Origin of the sequence: Subtercola sp. RTI3, from assembly GCF_035018625.1 — a bacterium.
In the GTDB taxonomy this organism is placed as follows: Bacteria; Actinomycetota; Actinomycetes; order Actinomycetales; family Microbacteriaceae; genus Subtercola; species Subtercola vilae.
Genome location: NZ_JASJXO010000033.1, coordinates 1 through 20,748 on the forward strand (window position 1 = coordinate 1; position 20,748 = coordinate 20,748).

At 59.3% G+C, this 20,748-nt stretch carries 9 protein-coding genes; 7 read left to right on the forward strand and 2 right to left on the reverse strand.

The window, feature by feature from the left end:
* On the reverse strand, nucleotides 1-213 hold a 213-nt coding region (locus QN358_RS12405), incomplete at its 3' end, for a hypothetical protein (protein ID WP_323512550.1).
* Complete coding sequence (locus tag QN358_RS12410; protein WP_323512551.1) at nucleotides 210-827, reverse strand: recombinase family protein; 618 nt, start codon at nucleotides 825-827, stop codon at nucleotides 210-212. The genes QN358_RS12405 and QN358_RS12410, both read right to left, overlap by 4 nt.
* Nucleotides 828-1,525: 698 nt before the next feature.
* Here QN358_RS12410 and QN358_RS12415 point away from each other — a divergent pair.
* From QN358_RS12415 to QN358_RS12445, 7 genes are all read left to right on the forward strand, one after another.
* On the forward strand, nucleotides 1,526-4,459 hold the full coding sequence (locus QN358_RS12415; RefSeq protein ID WP_323512552.1) for a helicase-related protein: 2,934 nt from the start codon (nucleotides 1,526-1,528) through the stop codon (nucleotides 4,457-4,459).
* Nucleotides 4,459-9,183: a class I SAM-dependent DNA methyltransferase gene (locus tag QN358_RS12420; protein ID WP_323512553.1), complete on the forward strand. Its 4,725-nt coding sequence runs from the start codon at nucleotides 4,459-4,461 to the stop codon at nucleotides 9,181-9,183. Before QN358_RS12415 ends, QN358_RS12420 begins: the two co-directional genes overlap by 1 nt.
* Nucleotides 9,180-15,620, forward strand: coding sequence for a DEAD/DEAH box helicase (locus QN358_RS12425; RefSeq protein WP_323512554.1), 6,441 nt, complete (start codon nucleotides 9,180-9,182; stop codon nucleotides 15,618-15,620). Before QN358_RS12420 ends, QN358_RS12425 begins: the two co-directional genes overlap by 4 nt.
* 2 nt (nucleotides 15,621-15,622) lie before the next feature.
* Nucleotides 15,623-17,989 carry a 3'-5' exonuclease gene (locus tag QN358_RS12430; RefSeq protein ID WP_323512555.1) on the forward strand — a complete coding sequence of 789 codons (2,367 nt, stop codon included), beginning with the start codon at nucleotides 15,623-15,625 and terminating at the stop codon, nucleotides 17,987-17,989.
* A gap of 254 nt (nucleotides 17,990-18,243) precedes the next feature.
* On the forward strand, nucleotides 18,244-18,588 hold the full coding sequence (locus tag QN358_RS12435; protein ID WP_323512556.1) for a hypothetical protein: 345 nt from the start codon (nucleotides 18,244-18,246) through the stop codon (nucleotides 18,586-18,588).
* Nucleotides 18,589-18,900: 312 nt separating this feature from the next.
* Nucleotides 18,901-19,389, forward strand: a complete 489-nt coding sequence (locus QN358_RS12440; RefSeq protein ID WP_323512557.1) for a DUF4365 domain-containing protein — start codon at nucleotides 18,901-18,903, stop codon at nucleotides 19,387-19,389.
* A complete protein-coding gene (locus QN358_RS12445) occupies nucleotides 19,374-20,615 on the forward strand; it encodes a hypothetical protein (RefSeq protein ID WP_323512558.1) in 1,242 nt (413 codons plus the stop codon). Before QN358_RS12440 ends, QN358_RS12445 begins: the two co-directional genes overlap by 16 nt.
* The last annotated feature ends 133 nt before the right edge of the window (nucleotides 20,616-20,748 follow it).

The window sequence follows — 20,748 nt, forward strand, 5'->3', positions numbered from 1 at the left end:
AGATGTGTATAAGAGACAGATCCAGAGCATCGCGGCGTCCGCTCGTTCCAGCGCTGCTGCTGCTATCTCGATCGCGACCCGGGAGTCGTGCCATTCGGTGTTCCAGCTGTCTTCAGCCATTACGATCCGACCCTCGTCGCCGAGCCGACGTAACCGGCGCAGTGATGCACGTATTTCTTCGCGGATCTCGTCCGCGCTTACCGGCTCGGTCATGCCGTCAGGCTCGAAGCAAGCGGTTCGGTGTTGGCCGCGACACCTGCGCTTTGTTCGTACCTATATAAGGTCGCTCTGGACCAGCCGACGAGCTGCGCGGCGTCGGCGGCTGTCTTGCCGGCTTTCCGGGCGCCACGGACGATCTCGAGTTTCTCTGCGATCACCTTCGGATCGCTGACGGGCCGGCCGAACCGGGTTCCAGCTGCCTGGGCGACGGCGATGCCGGCGTTAACTCGTTCGACGATGAGTTCTCGTTCGTATTCGGCGAGGGTGGCGAGCATGCCGAGCATCATCCGCCCGGTCTTCGTCGACGGGTCGATACCGTCCGATACCGACTGCACGTTGATGCCTGCCTGCTGCAGCGACTTCACCGTATTCAACACATCGATGAGCGAACGGCCGAGCCGGTCGATCCGCCAGACCACGACCGTGTCGCCCTCGACGGCGTACTCGAGCAGGCGGCTCATCGCGGGTCTGCTCGCGGCGACCTTCGTCCCGGATGTGACGTCGGAGAAGATGTCCCGCTGCTGAACTCCGATTTTGACGAGCGCGTCGACTTGCAACTGCGCGTCTTGCGCCGCAGTGCTGACCCGCGTGTATCCCAGTAGCCTCATGCAGCCATCTTGCCTCAAGAACCCCTAAAACCTGGACTGAGACACGCGCGACTAAGAGACGAGTTTCCGAGACACGCGGCTTCCGCATGTTTCCGCGATTATCGGACTGCGGTCACTGGGGGAGTGGGGTGCCTCATTAACCTTTAGGTTTTCGAGGCATCCTCTAGGCGCCGGATCAAACAAAAGCATCAACACGAAGCTCGAGAACTTTCCGTAAACGACAATTCTTCGTGACATCTTTGCGATCGTTGAAATTCAACTTCGCTTGCCGATCTCAGTCGTTGCTTATGTCAGATGCAGCTTCGGGCCAAGCGTCGGAAGGTAACCCCCTGGGCATGGGTGCCGTAGATTGCCCACCAACGTGAAAGGATCAAAAGTAAACGTTTGAACTCCAAGCGTGGCTGAAGTGGGCAGCACGTCGCGCTTTGCTCGGTAGAGCGTGGCGTTCGTAGGGTTGCCCCACGCGCCGAGACCCCGGGTACGTCGTGTGGCGCTACTACTCGAGCTATTGCTTGCTTGTTTGCGATCGACAAGGCCCGATCGGACGCAGCTAGTGCGTTGGGCCTAGGCGAGCGTTCCGGATAGGGGCTGAGCATAATCCAGCTTCACAAGTGCCGTTGTGTTCCGGCAGCGGCACTCGGGGAAATTCCCTACTACGATCGCAGAAGGCAAGGTCGCAGATCCGCCAAGGGGGGCAGTTGGAGAACTCGTTCGTAGACAGCAAATTAAACGTCGCTCCTGGATCTGTGGTTCTGGTTCGGGATGAGGAATGGCTGGTCACGAAAGTTGAGCAGGCTACCGATGGTGGTCTGTTTCGGGTGCAGGGTCTTTCGGAGCTAGTGCGTGACACGACCGCCAGCTTTTACGAGGCACTAGATGACGTTCAGGTTCTCGACCCGGCTGATGCGATTGTCACTGCGGACGGGTCATCTGGTTACCGTCGGGCGAAGTTGTGGGTGGAAGCGACTTTACGCAAAACCCCGACGCCGTTGACGAGCTCTGACATGACGACAAGCCGGAGCATGCTCGCTGATGCGTTGCCGTATCAGCAGACTGCGGTGCGGCAGGCTCTTGATCCGGCGAACTTGCGTCCCCGCATTTTGTTGGCCGACGCGGTGGGGCTTGGGAAGACTCTCGAGATCGGGATGATTCTCTCGGAACTAGTTGCGCGCGGTCGAGGTGACCGGATTCTTATCGTTAGCCCCCGGCATGTTCTGGAGCAGATCCAGCACGAGATGTGGACGCGTTTCGCTTTACCTTTTGTGCGTCTTGACTCTGTCGGCATTCAGCGTTTGCGTCAAAAGCTGCCGGCTACCCGGAACCCTTTCACCTATTACAAGCGTGCAATCATCTCCATCGACACGCTCAAGAGCGATAAGTACATTCAGCATTTACGGAATCAGCGTTGGGATGCGATCGTCATCGACGAGTCGCATAACCTCACCAACTCGGGAACGCAGAACAACCGTCTCGCCCACATATTGGCCCCGACGACGGATGCGCTGATCCTTGCCTCTGCGACGCCGCATAATGGTAAACCGGAGTCTTTCGCCGAACTGGTCCGTCTCCTTGAGCCCAGCGCGGTGCGCCCGAACGGTGATCTCATCGAGGACGAGGTGAGACGGCTAATCATTCGCCGGCACCGGAACAGCCCGGAGGTTGCGCAGGCTGTGGGCAGTGACTGGGCTCCGCGCAAAGAGCCACAGCACAAACTCATCCCTGCATCGGCGGAAGAGGACGCTGTCGCTGACGAACTCGCTGACACTTGGTTGCACCCGACCGGTTCGAGCCCGTACTCGGGTGGCGCGAACTCGTCCCTTTTTCCGTGGACCTTGGCTAAGTCGTACCTGTCGTCTCCGGCGGCGCTTCGGGAGAGTATCCGTGAACGTATCCGCCGACTCGGGGATACAACAACACCGGAGCAGCAGCGCGAAAAACGCGATCTCGAACATCTTGACGAACTGACAGCTCGGATCGATCCGGTCAGGTCCGGGAAGTACTCGGCGTTAGTTGATTACCTCCAACAGATTGGTGTGGGACGGAACTCCCCGGAGCGTGCGGTGGTGTTCGCGGAGCGTGTAGCGACGTTGAAATGGTTGAAGGCCGCTCTCCCGGAAGCCCTGAACCTGAAGCCCGAAGCAGTGCAAATCCTCCACGGTGGGCTGACCGATATGGAGCAGCAGGAGATCGTTGAAAGCTTCAAGTTGGCCTCGTCTCCCATCCGTGTGCTGATCACCGGGGACATCGCGTCAGAGGGCGTGAACTTGCACGCCCAGTGCCACGAGCTCATTCATTTCGATATTCCGTGGAGTCTGATCCGGATCGAGCAGCGTAACGGCCGGATCGATCGGTACGGGCAAAAACGTGCGCCTCAGATCACGACTCTTCTGCTGAATCCCTCAAACGACGGTTTCTCCGGCGATCTTCGTGTCTTGACCAGGCTGCTAGAGCGTGAACAAGAAGCCCACAAAGCCCTGGGGGACACCGCCTCACTGATGGGCAAATATGACGTCGAGGCGGAAGAAGACGAGATCCTCCGTGTTCTCGCGGAGCAACGTGACCTTGATTCTGTCGTTCGCACGGTCGAGGAAGTGTTAGTCGATGATTCGATCGAGGGTTTCTTTGCTCGGTTGCATGCGCCCCTCGCCCCGGCGGACCTGATCACTACCAGTGACGGATCGTCCGATGGGGAAGTAGTGGGGGCTTCTGTGCATGATCGACCGGATCCTGCTGTGAAGCTTTTCGCGACCGACGCGCACTATCTCAGCGAGGCGCTCGAGGAGGCGTACGTGACACCGGGTGCGGCACCAGCGGCAGGCGGGGTCTCGTGGCGGAACCACGAAAACCAGAGCATTGTCGAGTTCGCGCCTCCCGCGGATTTGCAGCAGAGACTTGACGTTCTTCCGGAGAGCTACCTTGGGCAGCGTCACGTCCGGGAGAACCTCAAGCTCGTCACATCAACCCAGCACGGCAAGACGATCCTCGCCGACGCGCTCAGGGATCAGAACGGTTCACAGTGGCCGGAAGCTCACTTCCTTGGCCCTCTTCATCCTGTTCTTGATTGGGCCTCTGACCGTGCCCTGGCATCCCTCGGCAGAAACCAGGTCTTCGCGATCCGCGGAGACGTTGACAGCCCCACTGTTGTGCTCCTTGGAACATTAACGAACAGGCGCGGACAGATCGTGGCATCGACGTTCATGGCGGTACCGTTTGACGGGTTTCCGAAGTCACTGTTCGCGGTTCCAGAGACATTCAAATCAGCAGAAGCCTTGTTCGAGAGCATTGGCATTTCGAAAGAGCTGACCAACCCGGGGCCGGTCGCTGACCCGGAAGCACTGCAAAAGCTAATCCGCCCGGCCGTTGAACGAGGAAACGGTGCCCTCGAAATGGTCATCGGCGCGGCCCGTGCAACAACCGAGGAACGTGTCCGAAAATGGTCTGACCGGGTCACAGCTTGGGAAACCGATGCCGCGCTGCTAGTGCAACGGAAAGACTTGAAGCAACGTCGCCTCACGATTGAAGCGGAACGTGCCCTCGCCGCATCAATGGCACCGAACCGACAGCTCGTCAGGCCCCTGCTGGTCGTTGTGCCACAAAGTTGGGAAACAGATTTCACCGAGGCGGACGCATAATGGCTTCGAGCGACGCAATCATTATCGGTGAGAACTGGATCAGCGAGCACTACTTCACCACCGACGCGAAATCGCAGTCGTTCACCGCACAGGTCATCGAGCGGCGAAAACAATGGGATGACTCACGGGCCACCGGTGTCCCGAGTACTCGTTCTCGTTTCACCGAAGCCAGGGCCAGCTTGGAGGCGGAACTCGCCGCCGTCACCGCGGGCGTTGATGACGCGCGCCTCGCCGAGCTGTATGAGCGGCTGCTACGCATGCTGGGGTATCGGGGGAGCGGTACCGAACTAGAACGACGCGGTCCGGTCCTCCGCGTCACCGCCCCCGGGTTGTCAGATACCTCGTCGGTGGTGATCGTTTACGCAAAGCCAGTCGAGAGCGTCGAAGACTTACTCGAAAAACACGCCAGCACTCTGATCGAGCCGTTCTGGTTTGACGAAAAAACGGAGCTGACGTCCGTCGCTCGAACACTGACAACCCTGATGATCTCTGACGACGGCCCACAGTTTGCTCTCGTGCTCGCTGGACGCTGGATACTCATCGCTGAGCGTGAACGGTGGCCCGAGGGACGCTACCTCGCCATCAACCTGCAACTCGTCGCGGAACGAAACGACGACAAGCGTGCCGGCGAAATAGACCGCGCACTAACAGCCGTTGATGCACAGTCTCTCCTCCCCGACGCCGAGAGTGGCGAGATCTGGTGGACCGGGGTTCTCGAGGAATCGGTCAGGCACACCGTCGGTGTCTCGCAAGACCTCCGCGACGGTGTTCGGCTTTCCATCGAGCTGATCGCGAACGAGGTAGTCAGCAGGCGCGTCACCAACAGCCTTGATCCGCTTCCCCAGGAGGATGCTCAGGTACTGGCGACGCAGTCGCTTCGGTTTCTGTATCGGATTCTGTTCCTGCTTTACGCTGAGGCCTCCCCGGAACTTGGCGTACTACCCGTGGGTGCGAGTGAGTTCGAACAGGGCTACAGCCTCGACCGTCTTCGCGACCTGACACTCGTCACCCTTAACAGTCCTGCAGCGAACTCCGGAACACACATCTACGACTCCCTCGGCCGCCTGTTTCACCTCGTCGATCACGGACACACGCCACCTCAGCAAACGTCGACGTTCGAATTGGATGTGCCCGGGAAACGACCTGACACTGCGGAGAGGTCTTTCGCACAGCCGGTCCTTGACGAGGGTTTGACCTTTCATTCGCTGCGAGCAGATCTCTTCCAACCGCAAGCCACTGCACACATTGACGCGGTTGGGCTCGGTAACCATGCAATGCAAAAGGTCCTGCGTCACCTTTTGTTGAGCAAAGAATCACGCGGCAAGGACCGTGGTTTCATTTCCTATGCCGAGCTCGGTATCAACCAGCTCGGCGCCGTCTATGAAGGACTGATGTCCTACACGGGATTCTTCGCCGACGAAAACCTTTACGAAGTCGCCAAAAACGGTGTCCCATCGAAAGGATCCTGGGTTGTCCCGGTGACCCGGGCCGACGGAATCAGCCCGGCCGACTTCGTTCAATACGAAGACCCCGACACGATGGAGTCGCGCCCGGTCCTTCATCAGCAGGGCACCTTCGTGTACCGCCTGGCAGGGCGTGAACGCCAACAATCAGCGTCCTACTACACACCAGAAGTGCTCACCAAGTTCGTCGTCTCCCAGTCGCTTGCGGAACTCCTCGACCAAGACGATGCGACCACGCCTGCCGCAGACATCCTGAACCTCACGGTCTGTGAACCGGCACTCGGTTCGGGGGCGTTCGCGATTGAGGCTGTCCGGCAGCTCGCCGACCAATACCTCTCTCGCCGTCAAAAGGAACTCGGCACCCGAATTGACCCGGACGAGTACCCACGCCGGCTGCAAGAGGTGAAAGCGTACATCGCACTGCACCAAGTCTACGGGGTGGACCTGAACTCCACGGCTGTGGAGCTCGCCGAAATATCGTTGTGGCTTGACACCATGGTCGAAGGACTCTCAGCGCCGTGGTTCGGGCTGCACCTCAAACGCGGCAACTCACTCATCGGGGCGCGCCGAGCCGTCTTCACTCGCGCCCAAGTCGAACAAAAAACACACTTAGCGGGAACACCAACAGATGTACCTGTAACGGAACTCGCCGAGAACCTCGCCTCCGAAAAAGTTGCTGGTGCTACGGCCGGCAAGATTCACCACTTTCTTCTGCCAAGCGACGGATGGGGATCCGCGGCCGAAGCGAAAGAGGCAAAAGAACTCACCCCCGAAAACATGGCTGCGCTCAAAGACTGGCGGAAAAGGATCCGCAGCAAACCGACCAAGAAACAACTCGACCAACTCATTGAACTGAGCTACCGCGTCGAAATCCTCTGGCAACTCGCATATCGGCGAATGCAGATCGCCGAACAACAAATTCGCCGTCAGATTCCCGTCTGGGGAGCCGAAAACCTGCCCGTGGGTGGGCAAGTATCTCGTGAAGAAATCGAAGAGTCTCTCGCGGACGAGAACGGCGCTTACCAACGGCTTCGACTTGTTATGGACTCGTGGACAGCACTCTGGTTCTGGCCACTGACCGACCACAGCACTCAGGGTGCAACTCCGCCGACGCTTGATGAGTGGATCGATGCCTGCCAGAAAATTCTTGGGAGGCACCGAGACGCTAAGCCTGCAGCCCGAAGTCACGGGCAAGTTGGGCTAGCGCGGTCCACTAGTTGGGGTGAACTGGGCGTCATCGAGCAAAACGAGATCGGCTTCGCCAGCACCTGGACCGTACACGACGTCCAACAAGCGCACCCCTGGCTACAGGTGACTCAAGCTGTCGCAGCCCGCCAAGGCTTCTTCCATTGGGAACTCGATTTCACTGCCATATTCGGGCGCGGCGGCTTCGATCTCCAAGTCGGAAACCCGCCTTGGGTACGACCGGACTGGGACGAGGCGGCGGCACTCGCTGAGTTCGACATTCGGTGGGCGTTAGAGACCAAAATCGATACAGCACGGGCCACGACGTTCAAATCCGAGACTTTGGCAAGAGAAGACGCCCGGAACTATTATCTCGATGGCCTGGTTGTGACGACGGCCAGCCGTGAAGCAGTATCGGCAGCCTCACGGTTTCCTCTACTCAGGGGGCTTCGGCCCGACCTTTACCGGTGCTTCATGGAACAATCCTGGCGGAACGGGTCCGAACGCGGAATCATCACACTCATCCATCCGGAAACCCACTTCACCGACGAAAAGGCGGGCCTGCTACGCGCAGAAACCTACTCCCGACTCCGCCGTCATTGGCAATTTATCAACGAACTTCAGCTCTATCCCGAAATCCACCACCTCGTTTCTTACGGCGTTCATGTTTACTCGTCGCTGCCATCGGCAATCGATTTCAAGATGGCAACGTCGCTTTACCACCCTGACACCGTCGAACGGTCATTTGCACATGACGGGTCCGGCCCTGAGCCCGGCCTGAAAGATCTTGACGGCAAATGGGACGTACGGCCTCACCACAATCGCATCATTCACGTCGACCAGACCGTTCTGAACACCTGGCACAAAGTTCTCGAGGACGATGCGGTCCCGATCCAGCAATCGCGGATGGTCTATGCGGTGAACGACGCGACGGCTGCTGTATTGGCCAAACTTTCGTTGGCGCCGCGTATTGGAGCGCTCGGGCTGGAATTTTCCCAGGGCTGGAATGAGACTACGGACTTCAAAGCCGGGTACTTTACGAAAGCATGGGGTGCGTCCGCCTCGTGGAACGACGTCATCCTGCAAGGACCACACCTGTTCGTATCGACCCCGATGTATAAGGCTCCAAACGCAACGATGCTCCACAATCAAGACTGGTCCGCGACTGACCTAGAGACCTTGGCACCCGATGCTATCCCAGTCACCTCGTACAAGCCCGCCGGCAACCGCGCGCGATACGATGCCGCCTACACTCACTGGGGCGGAGCCCACACTGATCCCGCACGCAATCACTACCGTGTGGCGTGGCGAAATATGGCGGCTAATACGGGCGAACGCACCCTGATCTCGGCCATTTTTCCTCCGGGCATGGCTCACATTAATGGAGTCACCTCCCTAGGATTTGCTGATGAGCGACCGGGTAATCTCGCGCTGGTTGCCGGAACGATGTCGTCATTGCTTGTCGATTTTGTGTTGAGAGTGGCACCAAAATCCACCATAACTGCGCGAACAGCTAGTCGATTGCCAACCGTTACCAACCACCCTTTGTCGACGGTGATCGCGCTTCGGAGCCTTCGTTTGAACGCGGTCACAGATGCATACGCCGCTTTGTGGGGAGCGTCTTTCGAGAGCGACTTTCGTAATGACTATTGGACTATTCCAGCGCACGGGTCAACAGTCCAGATCGGCGAAACATCCTCCGAGTGGAATTCGGGCGTCCCGTTGCGGCTGGCAGTCGATCGCAGACGTGCCCAGGTAGAAATCGACGCCGCTGTGGCTGTTGCGTTTGAGGTGTCCGCCGACGAACTGTGCACGATCTACCGGACCCAGTTCCCGGTGCTTTTTGGGTATGACAAGCGCGAGTATCTTTATGACACCAACGGTCGTCTCGTGCCGTACTTTGTCGCGTCGGTGTGGCGGAAGAAGGGCGATGACATCACGGAGGGGGAGCGCACCGCGACGAATCAGGCGGGTAATACTTACGTGTACGAGCTTCCGTTTGTGAACTTGGATCGTGAGACTGACATGCGGCAGGCATACGCCCACTTCGAGACAGTTCTGCGGGAGCGTTCGTGAGCGAGTTGTTGCCAACCGTACAGGCGGAGAGTGTCAGGGAAGGTCTCGTCGACTATTTGACGACGACGTTCGCTTTGGCGGATGATGACGCGGGCGACCGTCTGAACGAGTTCCTCAACGACCCGACCGATGGGATCTTCCGGGGACCCTACTTGCGGCTTCGGCTTCCATTTCGTCCGGCAGACGAGGGTTGGCGGAAGCATATTGGCGACTGGCTGACTGGCTTCACCCCGTACGGGCATCAGGCTCGCGCGATCGCACGGCTGACCAGCATCGATCTCGGACCGAACAAACCACGGCCTCTACCGACCCTCGTCACCACGGGTACTGGTTCCGGGAAAACTGAGGCCTTTCTTTACCCGATCGTTGATCACGTCCTTCGTGCCAAACGTGCCGGGCAGCTTGGCACGAAGGCGCTGATCCTGTATCCGATGAACGCGCTTGCGAATGATCAGGCCCAACGTCTCGCAGCGCTCCTGACCGGAAACCCTGCGCTTGGCGGAATCACCGCTGCTTTGTACACAGGGGAAGAGGGTCCCGAACGCACCGTTGTTTCCGCGGACGGTCTGATCACGGACCGGTATGCGATCAGGCATAACGCACCCGACATTCTCCTCACCAACTACAAGATGCTTGACCAGTTGCTGCTCCGCCACGACGACGCAGCCCTCTGGGAACAGAGCGCCCACAGCCTCCAGTACTTGGTGTTGGATGAGTTCCACACTTATGACGGCGCCCAAGGCACCGACGTCGCTATGCTGCTCCGTCGTCTCGGTCTGCGGCTGAAGAGTCATTGGACGGAAGCTTCTGACGTCAGTGATGATGACCGGTTAAGGCCGCTCGGTAAACTCACCCCGGTTGCGACCTCGGCGACGCTTGGCGATAAAGGGGATCCTGCGGCGATGATCGAATTCGCTCACACCGTGTTTGGTGAACTCTTCGACGATGACTCGGTCATCACCGAGTCACGACTTAGTGTCGACGAATGGTCAGGTGACGCTACCGAACGGGTTGAGGTCATCGCGACGGGCCGAAATCAGGATGTCGATTCTGACGTCATCGAGCAGGTTAATGAAGCGGTCGCAACGCTTGCCGAGGACGCCGACTCACGCACGCGGGCTCTCGCCGTGTTCGGGCGACTCTTCGATATCAGCAGTCCAAGTCTTGCTAGTGCAGATGCCGAGTTTCTGCTGGACTTGTCACGCGCCCACCCTTTCATTCGTCGACTTGTTGACGTTTCCACGAATGCTGTTGAGTTACGTGAACTCGCCGGGCTGGTCTTACCGTCACTGTCACCATCTGATGCAGATGTTGACCGGCGGGTAGCGTTTGTGTCCAATGTGGCGGCGGCGTTGAGCCATGTGCGTGCCATCGCTGGCCGCGCCGCGTTGAGTATGGACTTGCATTTATGGGTGCGGGAGCTGACCCGCATCGACCGCGTCGCGACGGGCTCACCCACATTTTTGTGGAGCGATGACGGTGAGGTGGAACTCTTTGACCAAAGCGACGTGTTCGATTCCCGCGGTGCCGATTCGTTCCCGGCCATATATTGCCGTCACTGCGGCCGTTCCGGGTGGGGGGTGTCGCTTGCTGCTGTGGGGTATGACCTTGACAGCAACGACGACACCATCCGAGGTAAACATGCAGCGAAAGAGGGCCGTTTCCGGGCTCTTATGTTCGCTCCTAACGAGGCCGACCAGGCCCGGAACGATGACGACCTCGTTGATGCGACACGTGACGGGCTACGTTTCTTTGCCGTCCGGCAACGCCGCATCCTTGACGCTCTTCCACCGGATGACGACGAGGATTTGTTGGCTGGTGCTGTGCTACCGGTCCTGATTCTTGTCGGTGACGATGCTGATACTGACTCGCAGGACGATTGGTGCCCATCGTGTTTGCAGCCAGATGGTATCCGGTTTCTAGGTAGTGCTATCGCGACGCTTTTGTCGGTGACGCTGTCGACGATGTTCGGTACTGAGGGTCTTGATCTTCGTGAAAAGAAAGCACTCGTCTTTACCGACAGCGTGCAGGACGCGGCGCACCGTGCAGGGTTCGTGCAGAGCAGGTCACATACGTTGACGCTTCGTTCTGTGTTCCGCGACGCGGTCGGTGACGAACCGATCACTCTCGCGGACCTCGTCGATGAAGTTCTTGGCCGCGCCGGGGATGACCGGTTCAAACGGTACCGGATCCTGCCACCGGAACTCTCGGAACGCGGCGAGTTCCCGCGGTTCTGGGACTCGGCGACGCTCCGATCGGTTCCGACCGCTGTCCGTAGCCGGGTGAAGAACCGTCTGCTTTTTGATGCGTCCCTGGAATTCGGTTTGCAGTCCCATCTCGGCCGGACACTCGAGCTCACCGGCAGTGTTGCCGCTGAGGTTGACGCGGGCGCCCCGGAACGGTTGTCGACACTCGCCCGGCCATTACTCATCAACTTCGACATCGGTGTCACCTTCGGCAGCAACATGGCTGCTGAGCTTCAAGATTCGACCCTGATCACCTGGGTTCGTGGTGTCTTGGAACGGATCCGTACACGCGGCGGTATTTCGCATGTCTGGCTCACCCCGTACCTGAAAGACGACGGCAAACGGTGGCTTATCTGGGGTGGCCGGAACCGCGGGCAAGGGGTCCCGGCGTTCCCACCAGGCAGACCCGCACCCGCATTCCCCCGCATAGGTGGCAACGCCCAAACGGGTAAGAAGAACGACAACCTGGATGCTGTTGCGTCAGCTCAGAGCTGGTACGCCGTGTGGACGAAGAAGATGTTGGGGGTCTCCGCGACTGACGGTGGCCGGCTCGCCGTTCTGCTTCTTCGTGAACTCGCCAAACGCGGCACCCTAACAGTCACCAACAGTGACTCGTCGGCTGAAATATTTGCTCTGCAACCCAGCCTGGTGGTGCTCTCACCAACCCGGACCGCGGACATTCAAGCGGGCCGACACACCCTGGTGTGTGACGTGTGCCGGACAATCGTCCCCGGAACTGCCACCGTCGTCGACCAACTGGCGGATGCTCCGTGTACGGTGATGCGCTGCCCCGGCCACCTGCGCAGGCAGGGCCGCGGCGATAACTACTATCGCCGCCTATACCGATCCCGTGACATGAGACGTATTGTCTCTCGGGAGCATACGAGCCTGCTGGATGCTGAGACCAGGCTTCGGTACGAGAACGGTTTCAAAAGCGGTCATCAGGAGCCGCAATCACCGAACGTCCTTGTCGCAACACCCACCCTGGAGATGGGTATCGACATCGGGGACCTGTCCACCGTCATGCTCGCTTCCCTCCCGCGAAGTGTCGCATCGTATTTGCAACGCGTTGGCCGCGCAGGCCGGCTGACCGGTAACGCGCTGAACCTCGCGTTCGTGACCGGACGGGGCGAGAATCTGCCGCGGCTGGGTGACCCCCTCTCGATCATTAACGGAGCCGTCCGGCCGCCCGCCACGTACCTCAGCGCAGATGAGATCCTCCGGAGACAATACCTCGCGTACCTCATCGACGGGTTTGCCCGGTCTGCGGATCGAAAGCACCCACGCACAGCGCAGGCCGCGATCGGACAATCTGGGGATAACAGTTTCCTCGGCGACCTCATCATCGAGTCCGAGACGCACACCGACGCGCAGCTTAACATTTTCCTGGACTCCTTCAGTTCTCTGTCCGCGGCGGCAGAGTTGGGACTTCGGGACTGGGCGAAACCGGCCGACCAGCCTGGGTCTAGTGCGCTTGCACAATATCTCCGAAGCGCATCGCAGCGTTGGGCGAAAACGGTCGAGACGCTCTCCTTCCGGCGCCAGCAAATCGAGAAAATACTGCCGGAACTTCAGAAACAGGCCGAGTCGCCGGCTGCGATCGACGAGGACAGGCGGGCATTTCGTTCCGCGTCTGCTGCCCTGAAAATGACGGGTAAGCAGTTGTCCGTTCTCAAAGGCGAGCATTGGATTGCGGTTCTGGAGGAGTACGGGATCCTCCCTAACTACACTCTCCTCGATGACTCGGTCACTCTCGATGTCGCGCTCAGCTGGATTGATCCGGACACGGAGCGGTACGAAACCGATGCTGTTTCCTACAAGCGGGGCGCATCAAACGCGCTCCGGGAACTGGCTCCGGGGGCAACGTTCTACGCGCACGGGCTCGAGGTCCTTATCGATGCTGTGGACCTCGGTACCGACGGTGCCGCGATCCGTAGATGGGCGCATTGCCCGGCCTGCGGGTTCGCCTCCGACCTTGGCGAGTCAGGCAAGATCGTCATTGTCGGTTCGTGCCCGCGGTGTGGGAGCAGGGCGATCGCGGATGTTCGGCAGCGTTTTGAGGTCGTTGAGTTGGAGCGCGTGTCGGCTGAGGTCCGTCGGGATGAGGCACTCATCGGGGATCGCCGGGACGAGCGGAAGCGTGAACGCTTTGCAGCGTTCGTGGCAGCCGATATTGATCCGGCCCACGTTGTCCGGCAGTGGTTCGTAGAGAATCACGGCTTCGGGGTCAAATATTTGCGCACCCTGACGATCCGGTGGATCAATGCCGGCCGGGCAGGAGTATTTGCTCCGGCCTCAACGATCGCTGGCACTGACCAGTCCGCACCGTTCTTCCGGGTTTGTGGGCGCTGCGGCAAGCTGGACATGACATCGCGTTCGAACCGGCCAGAAGAACACCGCGCCTGGTGTCCGCTTCGCAAATCATCTCAAGAAGATGCTCGCGTCATTGCGCTTTCGCGCACCCTGACAACACAGGGGGTTGTCCTCCGGCTGCCGCCGGCGGTCACTCTCGGTGACCGTTTCGCTGTGCCCAGCCTGTCGGCGGCGCTTCTCCTGGGCCTCCGCGAACAAATCGGTGGTGCCCCCGACCACATCCAGATTGAACCGGTCATCGACCCGACGCTCAGCGACGGCGGGGACAACTATGAGGCGCTACTACTTCACGATGTCGTCCCAGGTGGCACGGGGTACCTTGCGGAGCTCGCTGACCCGACCAAAATGTGGGATCTGCTGCTCCGTGCGTACCGGAAAGTCCGCGACTGCCCGTGCAAAAACGAAAGCCATAAACGGCTTGCTTGCCATTTGTGTTTGTTGCCGTTCACCCCTCCCGGCCTCGTCGACAGTGTGTCCCGTGAGGCGGCCGAACGGCTCCTCCGCTCACTCCTGCTCGGTTCCGAGACCAGCAAAGAACCCGGCGACACAGTCGGTTGGACACTGACCGAAACCCCGCCGGCACCGGTAGATCACGAATCGCACCTCGAACAGGAATTTCGGGTCGCGTTCGGGTTACGAATGGCCGCTCTTGGCGCTGTGGTAGCGGAAACCCCGGGCCCGAAAGGCAACAAACTCCTCATCACCGGAATTGGGGCGTCCGGTCGGTGGACCCTGTCACCGCAGCAGAGCGTAGCGAACAGCATGCCCGACTTCACCCTCACCTCATCCGACACCTCAATCCCGGAGGTGCAGATCTTCACCGACGGGAAAGCCTTCCACGCCACCAATGCGCACAACCGGTTAGCGGATGACTCGTTCAAACGTGAGGTCCTCAGAGACGCCGGCCACGTCGTTCTCGGGATCACCTGGGCTAACCTGCAAGACGGCGCGCACCCGCACCCTCCGGCCTGGTTCTCTGAACCCCTCGCAATGAACCTGATGGACCAATTCGGGTACAACAGAGACGCGTTGACCGGGTTGATAGGAGGCCCGTTAGGGTTCCTCACCGCGTGGATGAGCACAGCTTCAACAGGTGCCTGGCAAAGACTCGCGAACGCGGTGCCTGGCATCATCTCAGCGGCCGCGCAGCACAAATTCGGTGTCGCCGCGGATACCTCACTGGAAGAAACAGCCCGCCTCATCGTTCTCGGACACCAACCCCCAAGCAGCGGGGGAGGGGAACCTACCTGGGCCTACCAGCATGGCCCGCTGTTAGCGGTATGTCGCGCGCCAGGAATGAACGTCACCGCAGCGGAGATCGTCGTGGTTCTTGACGACCGGGCATCCGCGCTTGACAGCGCCGAATTTGACCAGGCCTGGCGTGAGTGGCTCTCGCTCTCCAACGCCCTAAACCTCCGGCGGCTGACTACCAATATCACAACTGCGACCCGTCTCTTGGGCGAGCCTGGATCAGACGATGACACAAACCCGGCTGCTGCGGCCAGTCCTAGCAGCGGTGCAGGCGAAAAGGCAGCGGATGCGCTGCCGCCCTCATGGCAAGCGGTCGTCAACGCATTAGAAACCGACGAGGAACGCGAATTCGCCCGCGAACTTGCCGCACTTGACGTTCCGCCGCCCGCGTTGGGATTGGAATCGGACGAGGGTATCCCGATCACCTTCGCCTGGGCAGAACAGCGTCTTGCCGTTGAATTCCTCTGGGATGAAAACGACAAACGTGACCTTGAAACATCCGGCTGGACGGTGATCGCCGCGGACCCACACGAGATCGCACGGTTCCTCACTGGAAAAGAAGGCTGAACATGCCGTACATCGTGATGACACCAAGCGTGAACAAACTCGAACCGGCTGTGAAAAAGAAAGCCTTCGCGTTCCTTGAAAAACTCGGAACCAGCGACACTACACCCGGGCTTCACATCGAACCGCTGCACAACGTTGCCGACCCACGGGTCCGAACGGGACGCGTCGACGACGCCTACCGGGCTGTCCTGTTCAAGGTGCAAGGAAGCGGCGACGACGCACACTACGTTTTCATCGGCATCTGGCACCACGACGAAGCAATCGCGATTGCCCAAAAAACCCGGCTAACCATCAACCCAGTGAATGGTGTCGCCGAACTCATCCGCGAAACCACACCCACCGACAACTTCGGCAGCGCACCCCAGCCGGCCACCGTTTCGGCACGTGCGGGGGAGACATCCGCGAGCCCAACTACGGACAACTTCGCCCGGCCCTCAGCGACCAACACCGACACTATCGGCGGAACCACGGCCGGCAGCACAGAAAGCCCGGCAGGGCCTCTGCTTCCGGCCTTGGGATACACCCTCGACGCGCTGGTGGAGGAACTTGGAATCGACCCAAGGATCGCTGAGGCCGCCCTCGCCGCGCATACCCCCGAGGCGCTTGACGAGGTCGCGGAACGCGCAGCGGACCGTGCCCTCTGGCAGGCCCTCGCGATCCTGGAACTTAAAACCGGTCTGCCCGTTGAACGGATCCGCGGCGACCTAGCACTCGACAACTACGAACCAGAAACAGAACGGGACGAAACCGAAGACGACCGACTCATCCAGGCCCTAAAGCATCCCGCCGCCCAAATCTCCTTCACCATCGTCGATGACGAAGCGCTCACCCGAGCGATCGAAGACGGAGACTTCGCCGAATGGCGGGTATTCCTGCACCCCGAGCAACGCAAATACGCCGAGCGCAGCTGGAACGGACCCTTCCGGCTCTCCGGCGGTGCCGGGACGGGGAAAACGGTTGTGCTCCTGCACCGCGCCCGGATGCTCGCCCAACGCAACCCGGAAGCACGCATTGTGCTCACCACATACACAAAAAACCTCGCTGAAGCGCTGGAAAGCGACCTCCAACGGCTCGCCCCTGAGATCCGCATCGCCACCGCACTTGGAGAACCCGGTGTGTACGTCGCCGGTGTCGATGCCCTCGCCTCGGCCGTTCTCAAATACGCAAGCACAGACATTGATAACGATGTCGAAGCTGTCCTCGGTTACCGAGGTAGCGAAATCACCACACGCACCAACGCCGAGGCATGGGCGGACGCGTTCGATGACGCAACCGGATTAGACCCGGAACTCCGAAACGGTACGTTCTTCACCGCCGAGTATGCCCTCGTCGTGCTTCCCAACACCATCACAACCCGGGAGCAATATTTAAAGGTCAGAAGACCTGGACGTGGGGTGAAACTTGACCGTGCGCGCAGGAACGCTGTATGGGACGCCATCGAAACGTACCGTCGCCGTACCCGGATGACCGGCACTGCGGACTTTGAAGAAGCTTCCGCGATCGCCGCCGCTCATCTGGTTCGCGTCCGTATTGAAACCGGCTCATCCCTCGCAGATCATGTCCTCATCGACGAAGGCCAGGACCTTACCCCAACCCGTTGGCAACTCCTTCGAGCCCTCGCAAATGAAGGAGCTGATGACCTGTTCATCGCAGAGGACTCCCACCAACGCATCTACGGACACCGCGTCATCCTTGGACACTATGGGATCAAAATCGTCGGCCGATCGCAACGCCTCACCCTCAACTACCGGACAACCGCCCAAAACCTCGCCTACGCTGTCGGGATCCTCGAAGGTGCCCCCTTCATCGATCTGGAAGACGTCAGCGAAGACGCAGCTGGGTACCGCTCCGCCAGGCACGGGCCTAAACCAATGCCGCTGCCCGCAGCCACAGCAGCTGACGAAATCAGTAACGCGGCCGACCTCATCACGAGATGGCTCACCGCAGAGAACGCCCCCGCCCCGGAGAGTATCGCCATCCTCGTCCGAGACGGCCGCACCCGCGACTACGTCGCTCGCGCTCTCAACGACCGGAAAATACCAGTGCGCCCCATCGACCGCGGCGTCATTAAAACCGGTCAACCACTGGTCATGACCATGCACCGGGCAAAAGGCACCGAATTCGCCAATGTGCTCCTCTTCGGGCTCGACGACAAAACCCTACCCAGCGCAACAGCCGTGAAATTTTTGCCCGAAACAGAACGGGCCGATGCCCTGCTACGAGAGCGTTCCCTGCTCTATGTCGCCGCTACCCGCGCCCGCGACCAACTCGCCTACTCATGGAACGGGTCGAGATCACCCCTACTTGAGCGATTCGTCGCCCATGAAGGTTTGAGCCATTCAGAATCAAAGCCGAATCACGCAGGCTAGATTTCTGACTATGGCTGGCTCAATGGAGACCACCTGGCAATCTAAGCGGAACCCGCTCACTCCAGAGCTGGTGCCCATCGAAGCGAATATTCAGACTCGCGCGTGCATCATCTGCGCGTTGCCTCCCGGGGGTCTCGAGGACCCGCGAACGAGAACGTTCGAGAAGCCGCCAACTGCTCGTGTTGCGACGCTGCTCCGCCGAGGGCACCGCAGTAAGGTCGAAGTCACGGCCATTGGGACGTGTGGAGGGGTCAATGGATAAGAACGAGAAAAAACGGCTTCGAGCCCACGTCGGGGAGCATCTTGATATCTCGGGCGCTCGGCTGACGGATGATGAGGCCGAACAGCTCGCTGATTTCGTCGATAACTACGACGAATTCCGCGGACGGTCGGATACCCGGACCAGTACCCACGTCGGCTGGAGCTCGGAAGGCAAGTACACACGGGAAGAGACATACACCGACACTTTTACACATGACGTTGGTATCCGAACCGACTACTCCTACCAGGACGACGACGGCCAAACGGGTGAGTCCAGCAATAACGTAACTGACGCACGTGGGGTTCTGAATTGGCTCAATGACCGCCGACGAAAGTGACGAAGGCCGATGGGTTCTCGAGTCTGCTTATCGACCGCTCGGTGACACGGACGAGCCTCGATGCGCCAGACATTTCGCATCTATCGAGGGTGTATCGGGCTGCTGCGGCACGGGCGGCCGCCATCCAACTCATTCCCTTGGTTTCAGGAGCTGACTGCGTGCTGAGCGATAGCAGGACGCACAACTACCTTCGGCGAGTCATACGCGTCCCGACTGTGGTTGAATCCTCTTATGACCAACGCGGGGGCTGGGACGACGACTTCATGGGCTCGATCCCACGAGCTGCCATCGGGTTCGATGCCCCTTGGTGGTATGAAAGAAGAACTAAGTAAAGCGTTCCTTCACCTGCTTGCAAGCGCCACCGGTCTAGACGTTGGTGAGTGGGGTCAAGATTATGACGTCCGCGACGTCACGTTGAAGTCCCGGGTCGAGTATCCGGATCTCAGCGACGCCGGAATAGACGTGCAACTCAAGTGCACGGGCCAGGAGTCAGTCGAGCGTGCCGACACGATAGCTTGGTCTTTAAGCAAGCGGACAATTACGCGCATGACAAAAACGATGCGCGCTACGCCATTCCTCCTTTGCGTGCTCGTCACGGACGCCGACTCAGCATACTGGCTAGATGCCAACGTAGATGGGCTTCTGGCGCGGAGCCACATGTACTACCTCTGGGGTCATGATCTGCCAGCACCTATCGAGACGCAGGAAAGTCAGACGGTTCACATACCGAAAGCAAACGTGCTGACTCCAGCGCGCTTGCTCGACCTGATGGAGGAGGCAAGCAAGTGGCGCGCTCATTGAATAACGCTTTCGGCGAATACGGTGCGATTCTCGATGACTCCCGCGTTGCTCAATTCTTAGCGAGCCGTAGCTGGACTATTCAATCCGACCTCGGCTACGCGCAGATTTGGAGTGAACCTGGCGCAGAGGGCGATTCAGTCGCTCGCGTTCTACTGCCACGAAACACCTCACTCGACGACTATGAACTACGTCTCAACCAAGCAATCTCGCGGATTAGTGAGACTTATGATTGGCGACCATCGGACCTAGCAGAGCAGATTGCGGCAGTTCGAGCTGACCTGTTCTTCGTACGTGTCGATCAGCATATGGCAGATGGGACGATCCCGTTACGTCAGGCTACACACCTGTTGGACAGCATTGACGACATGATCCGGTCTGCGGCGATCACTGCCGACAACCCCTACGCCTCAGGCCGGGGCCGCACTTCGGCAACAGTCAACAATTTCTTGAACGACGATGTTCGTATGGGCCATACCAAACATGGGAGCTTCATAATTACCGTCGCGGCTCGACTCGACGGCGAGAGGGTCGACACACAAACGGCATCTCCAAAATCTGATGCAAGAGCAGGCGAAACTTCCGAGGAGTCCAAGCCAGTTGGTTTTACTCGGCAGGTGATGACTACCCTTGCTCGCGGTCTTTTTGCAACGAAGCAAGTCGCTGAGTCTCAAGAGGGTGCCCCTGCTTTGGAAGAGGCCATGGCGTCTGGCATGCGATTGCCGTTGGTAAAGGCCCTTCAATCCATGGGCGCCGGCGACGGGTTGCGCTCCATTGACCTTTCCTTCGAGTGGGCGCCAATAGAGGCTCAGCGAGAGGCAGTACCAAACAAAATTCAGATTCCGCGCGAGACAATATTGCTCTTAGAAGGAGTGGAAGCCCGGCTTGCGCGGGAAGAGCCTCCACGCGAGGTCACGTTAACTGGCCCGGTTGTTGAGCTGCGCCGCGGCGAACGATCGAACGACGATGATGCCGCGACCGGAGAGATTGTCGTGCGCGCTGACGTCGACGGATCTTGGAAAAGAGTGACGATCGAGCTATCTGGCGATGACTATGATGTCGCGATCGCGGCGCACCGAGAGCAACTTCCATTTACCGTGTCGGGTGTTCTTGAAAAGGTGAAGCGCAGCTGGGAACTTACGAGCCGGATCAAAGTCGACAAATCTTTCATTGAGTTCCGGCAGCAGCACCGCGGTGAGGTACCCGTAGAAACTTCAGAGTCGGATTGAGGTGCGCAGCCGGTGGCTGCTTACAGCAAGAATCCGTAACCAAACCGTCGTTGCGACAACCGGCGCCAGCATTTCTGAGGTTCTGATCGAGCATTGAATACGCGAGGGTTGAATTCGTTGCTATTAGGCCCGG

Bases quoted from the DNA above. Each gene is read 5' to 3' on its own strand.
- QN358_RS12410 (WP_323512551.1), bottom strand. From the start codon at position 827: ATGAGGCTACTGGGATACACGCGGGTCAGCACTGCGGCGCAAGACGCG.
- QN358_RS12420 (WP_323512553.1), top strand. From the start codon at position 4,459: ATGGCTTCGAGCGACGCAATCATTATCGGTGAGAACTGGATCAGCGAG.
- QN358_RS12430 (WP_323512555.1), top strand. From the start codon at position 15,623: ATGCCGTACATCGTGATGACACCAAGCGTGAACAAACTCGAACCGGCT.
- QN358_RS12435 (WP_323512556.1), top strand. From the start codon at position 18,244: ATGGATAAGAACGAGAAAAAACGGCTTCGAGCCCACGTCGGGGAGCAT.
- QN358_RS12440 (WP_323512557.1), top strand. From the start codon at position 18,901: ATGAAAGAAGAACTAAGTAAAGCGTTCCTTCACCTGCTTGCAAGCGCC.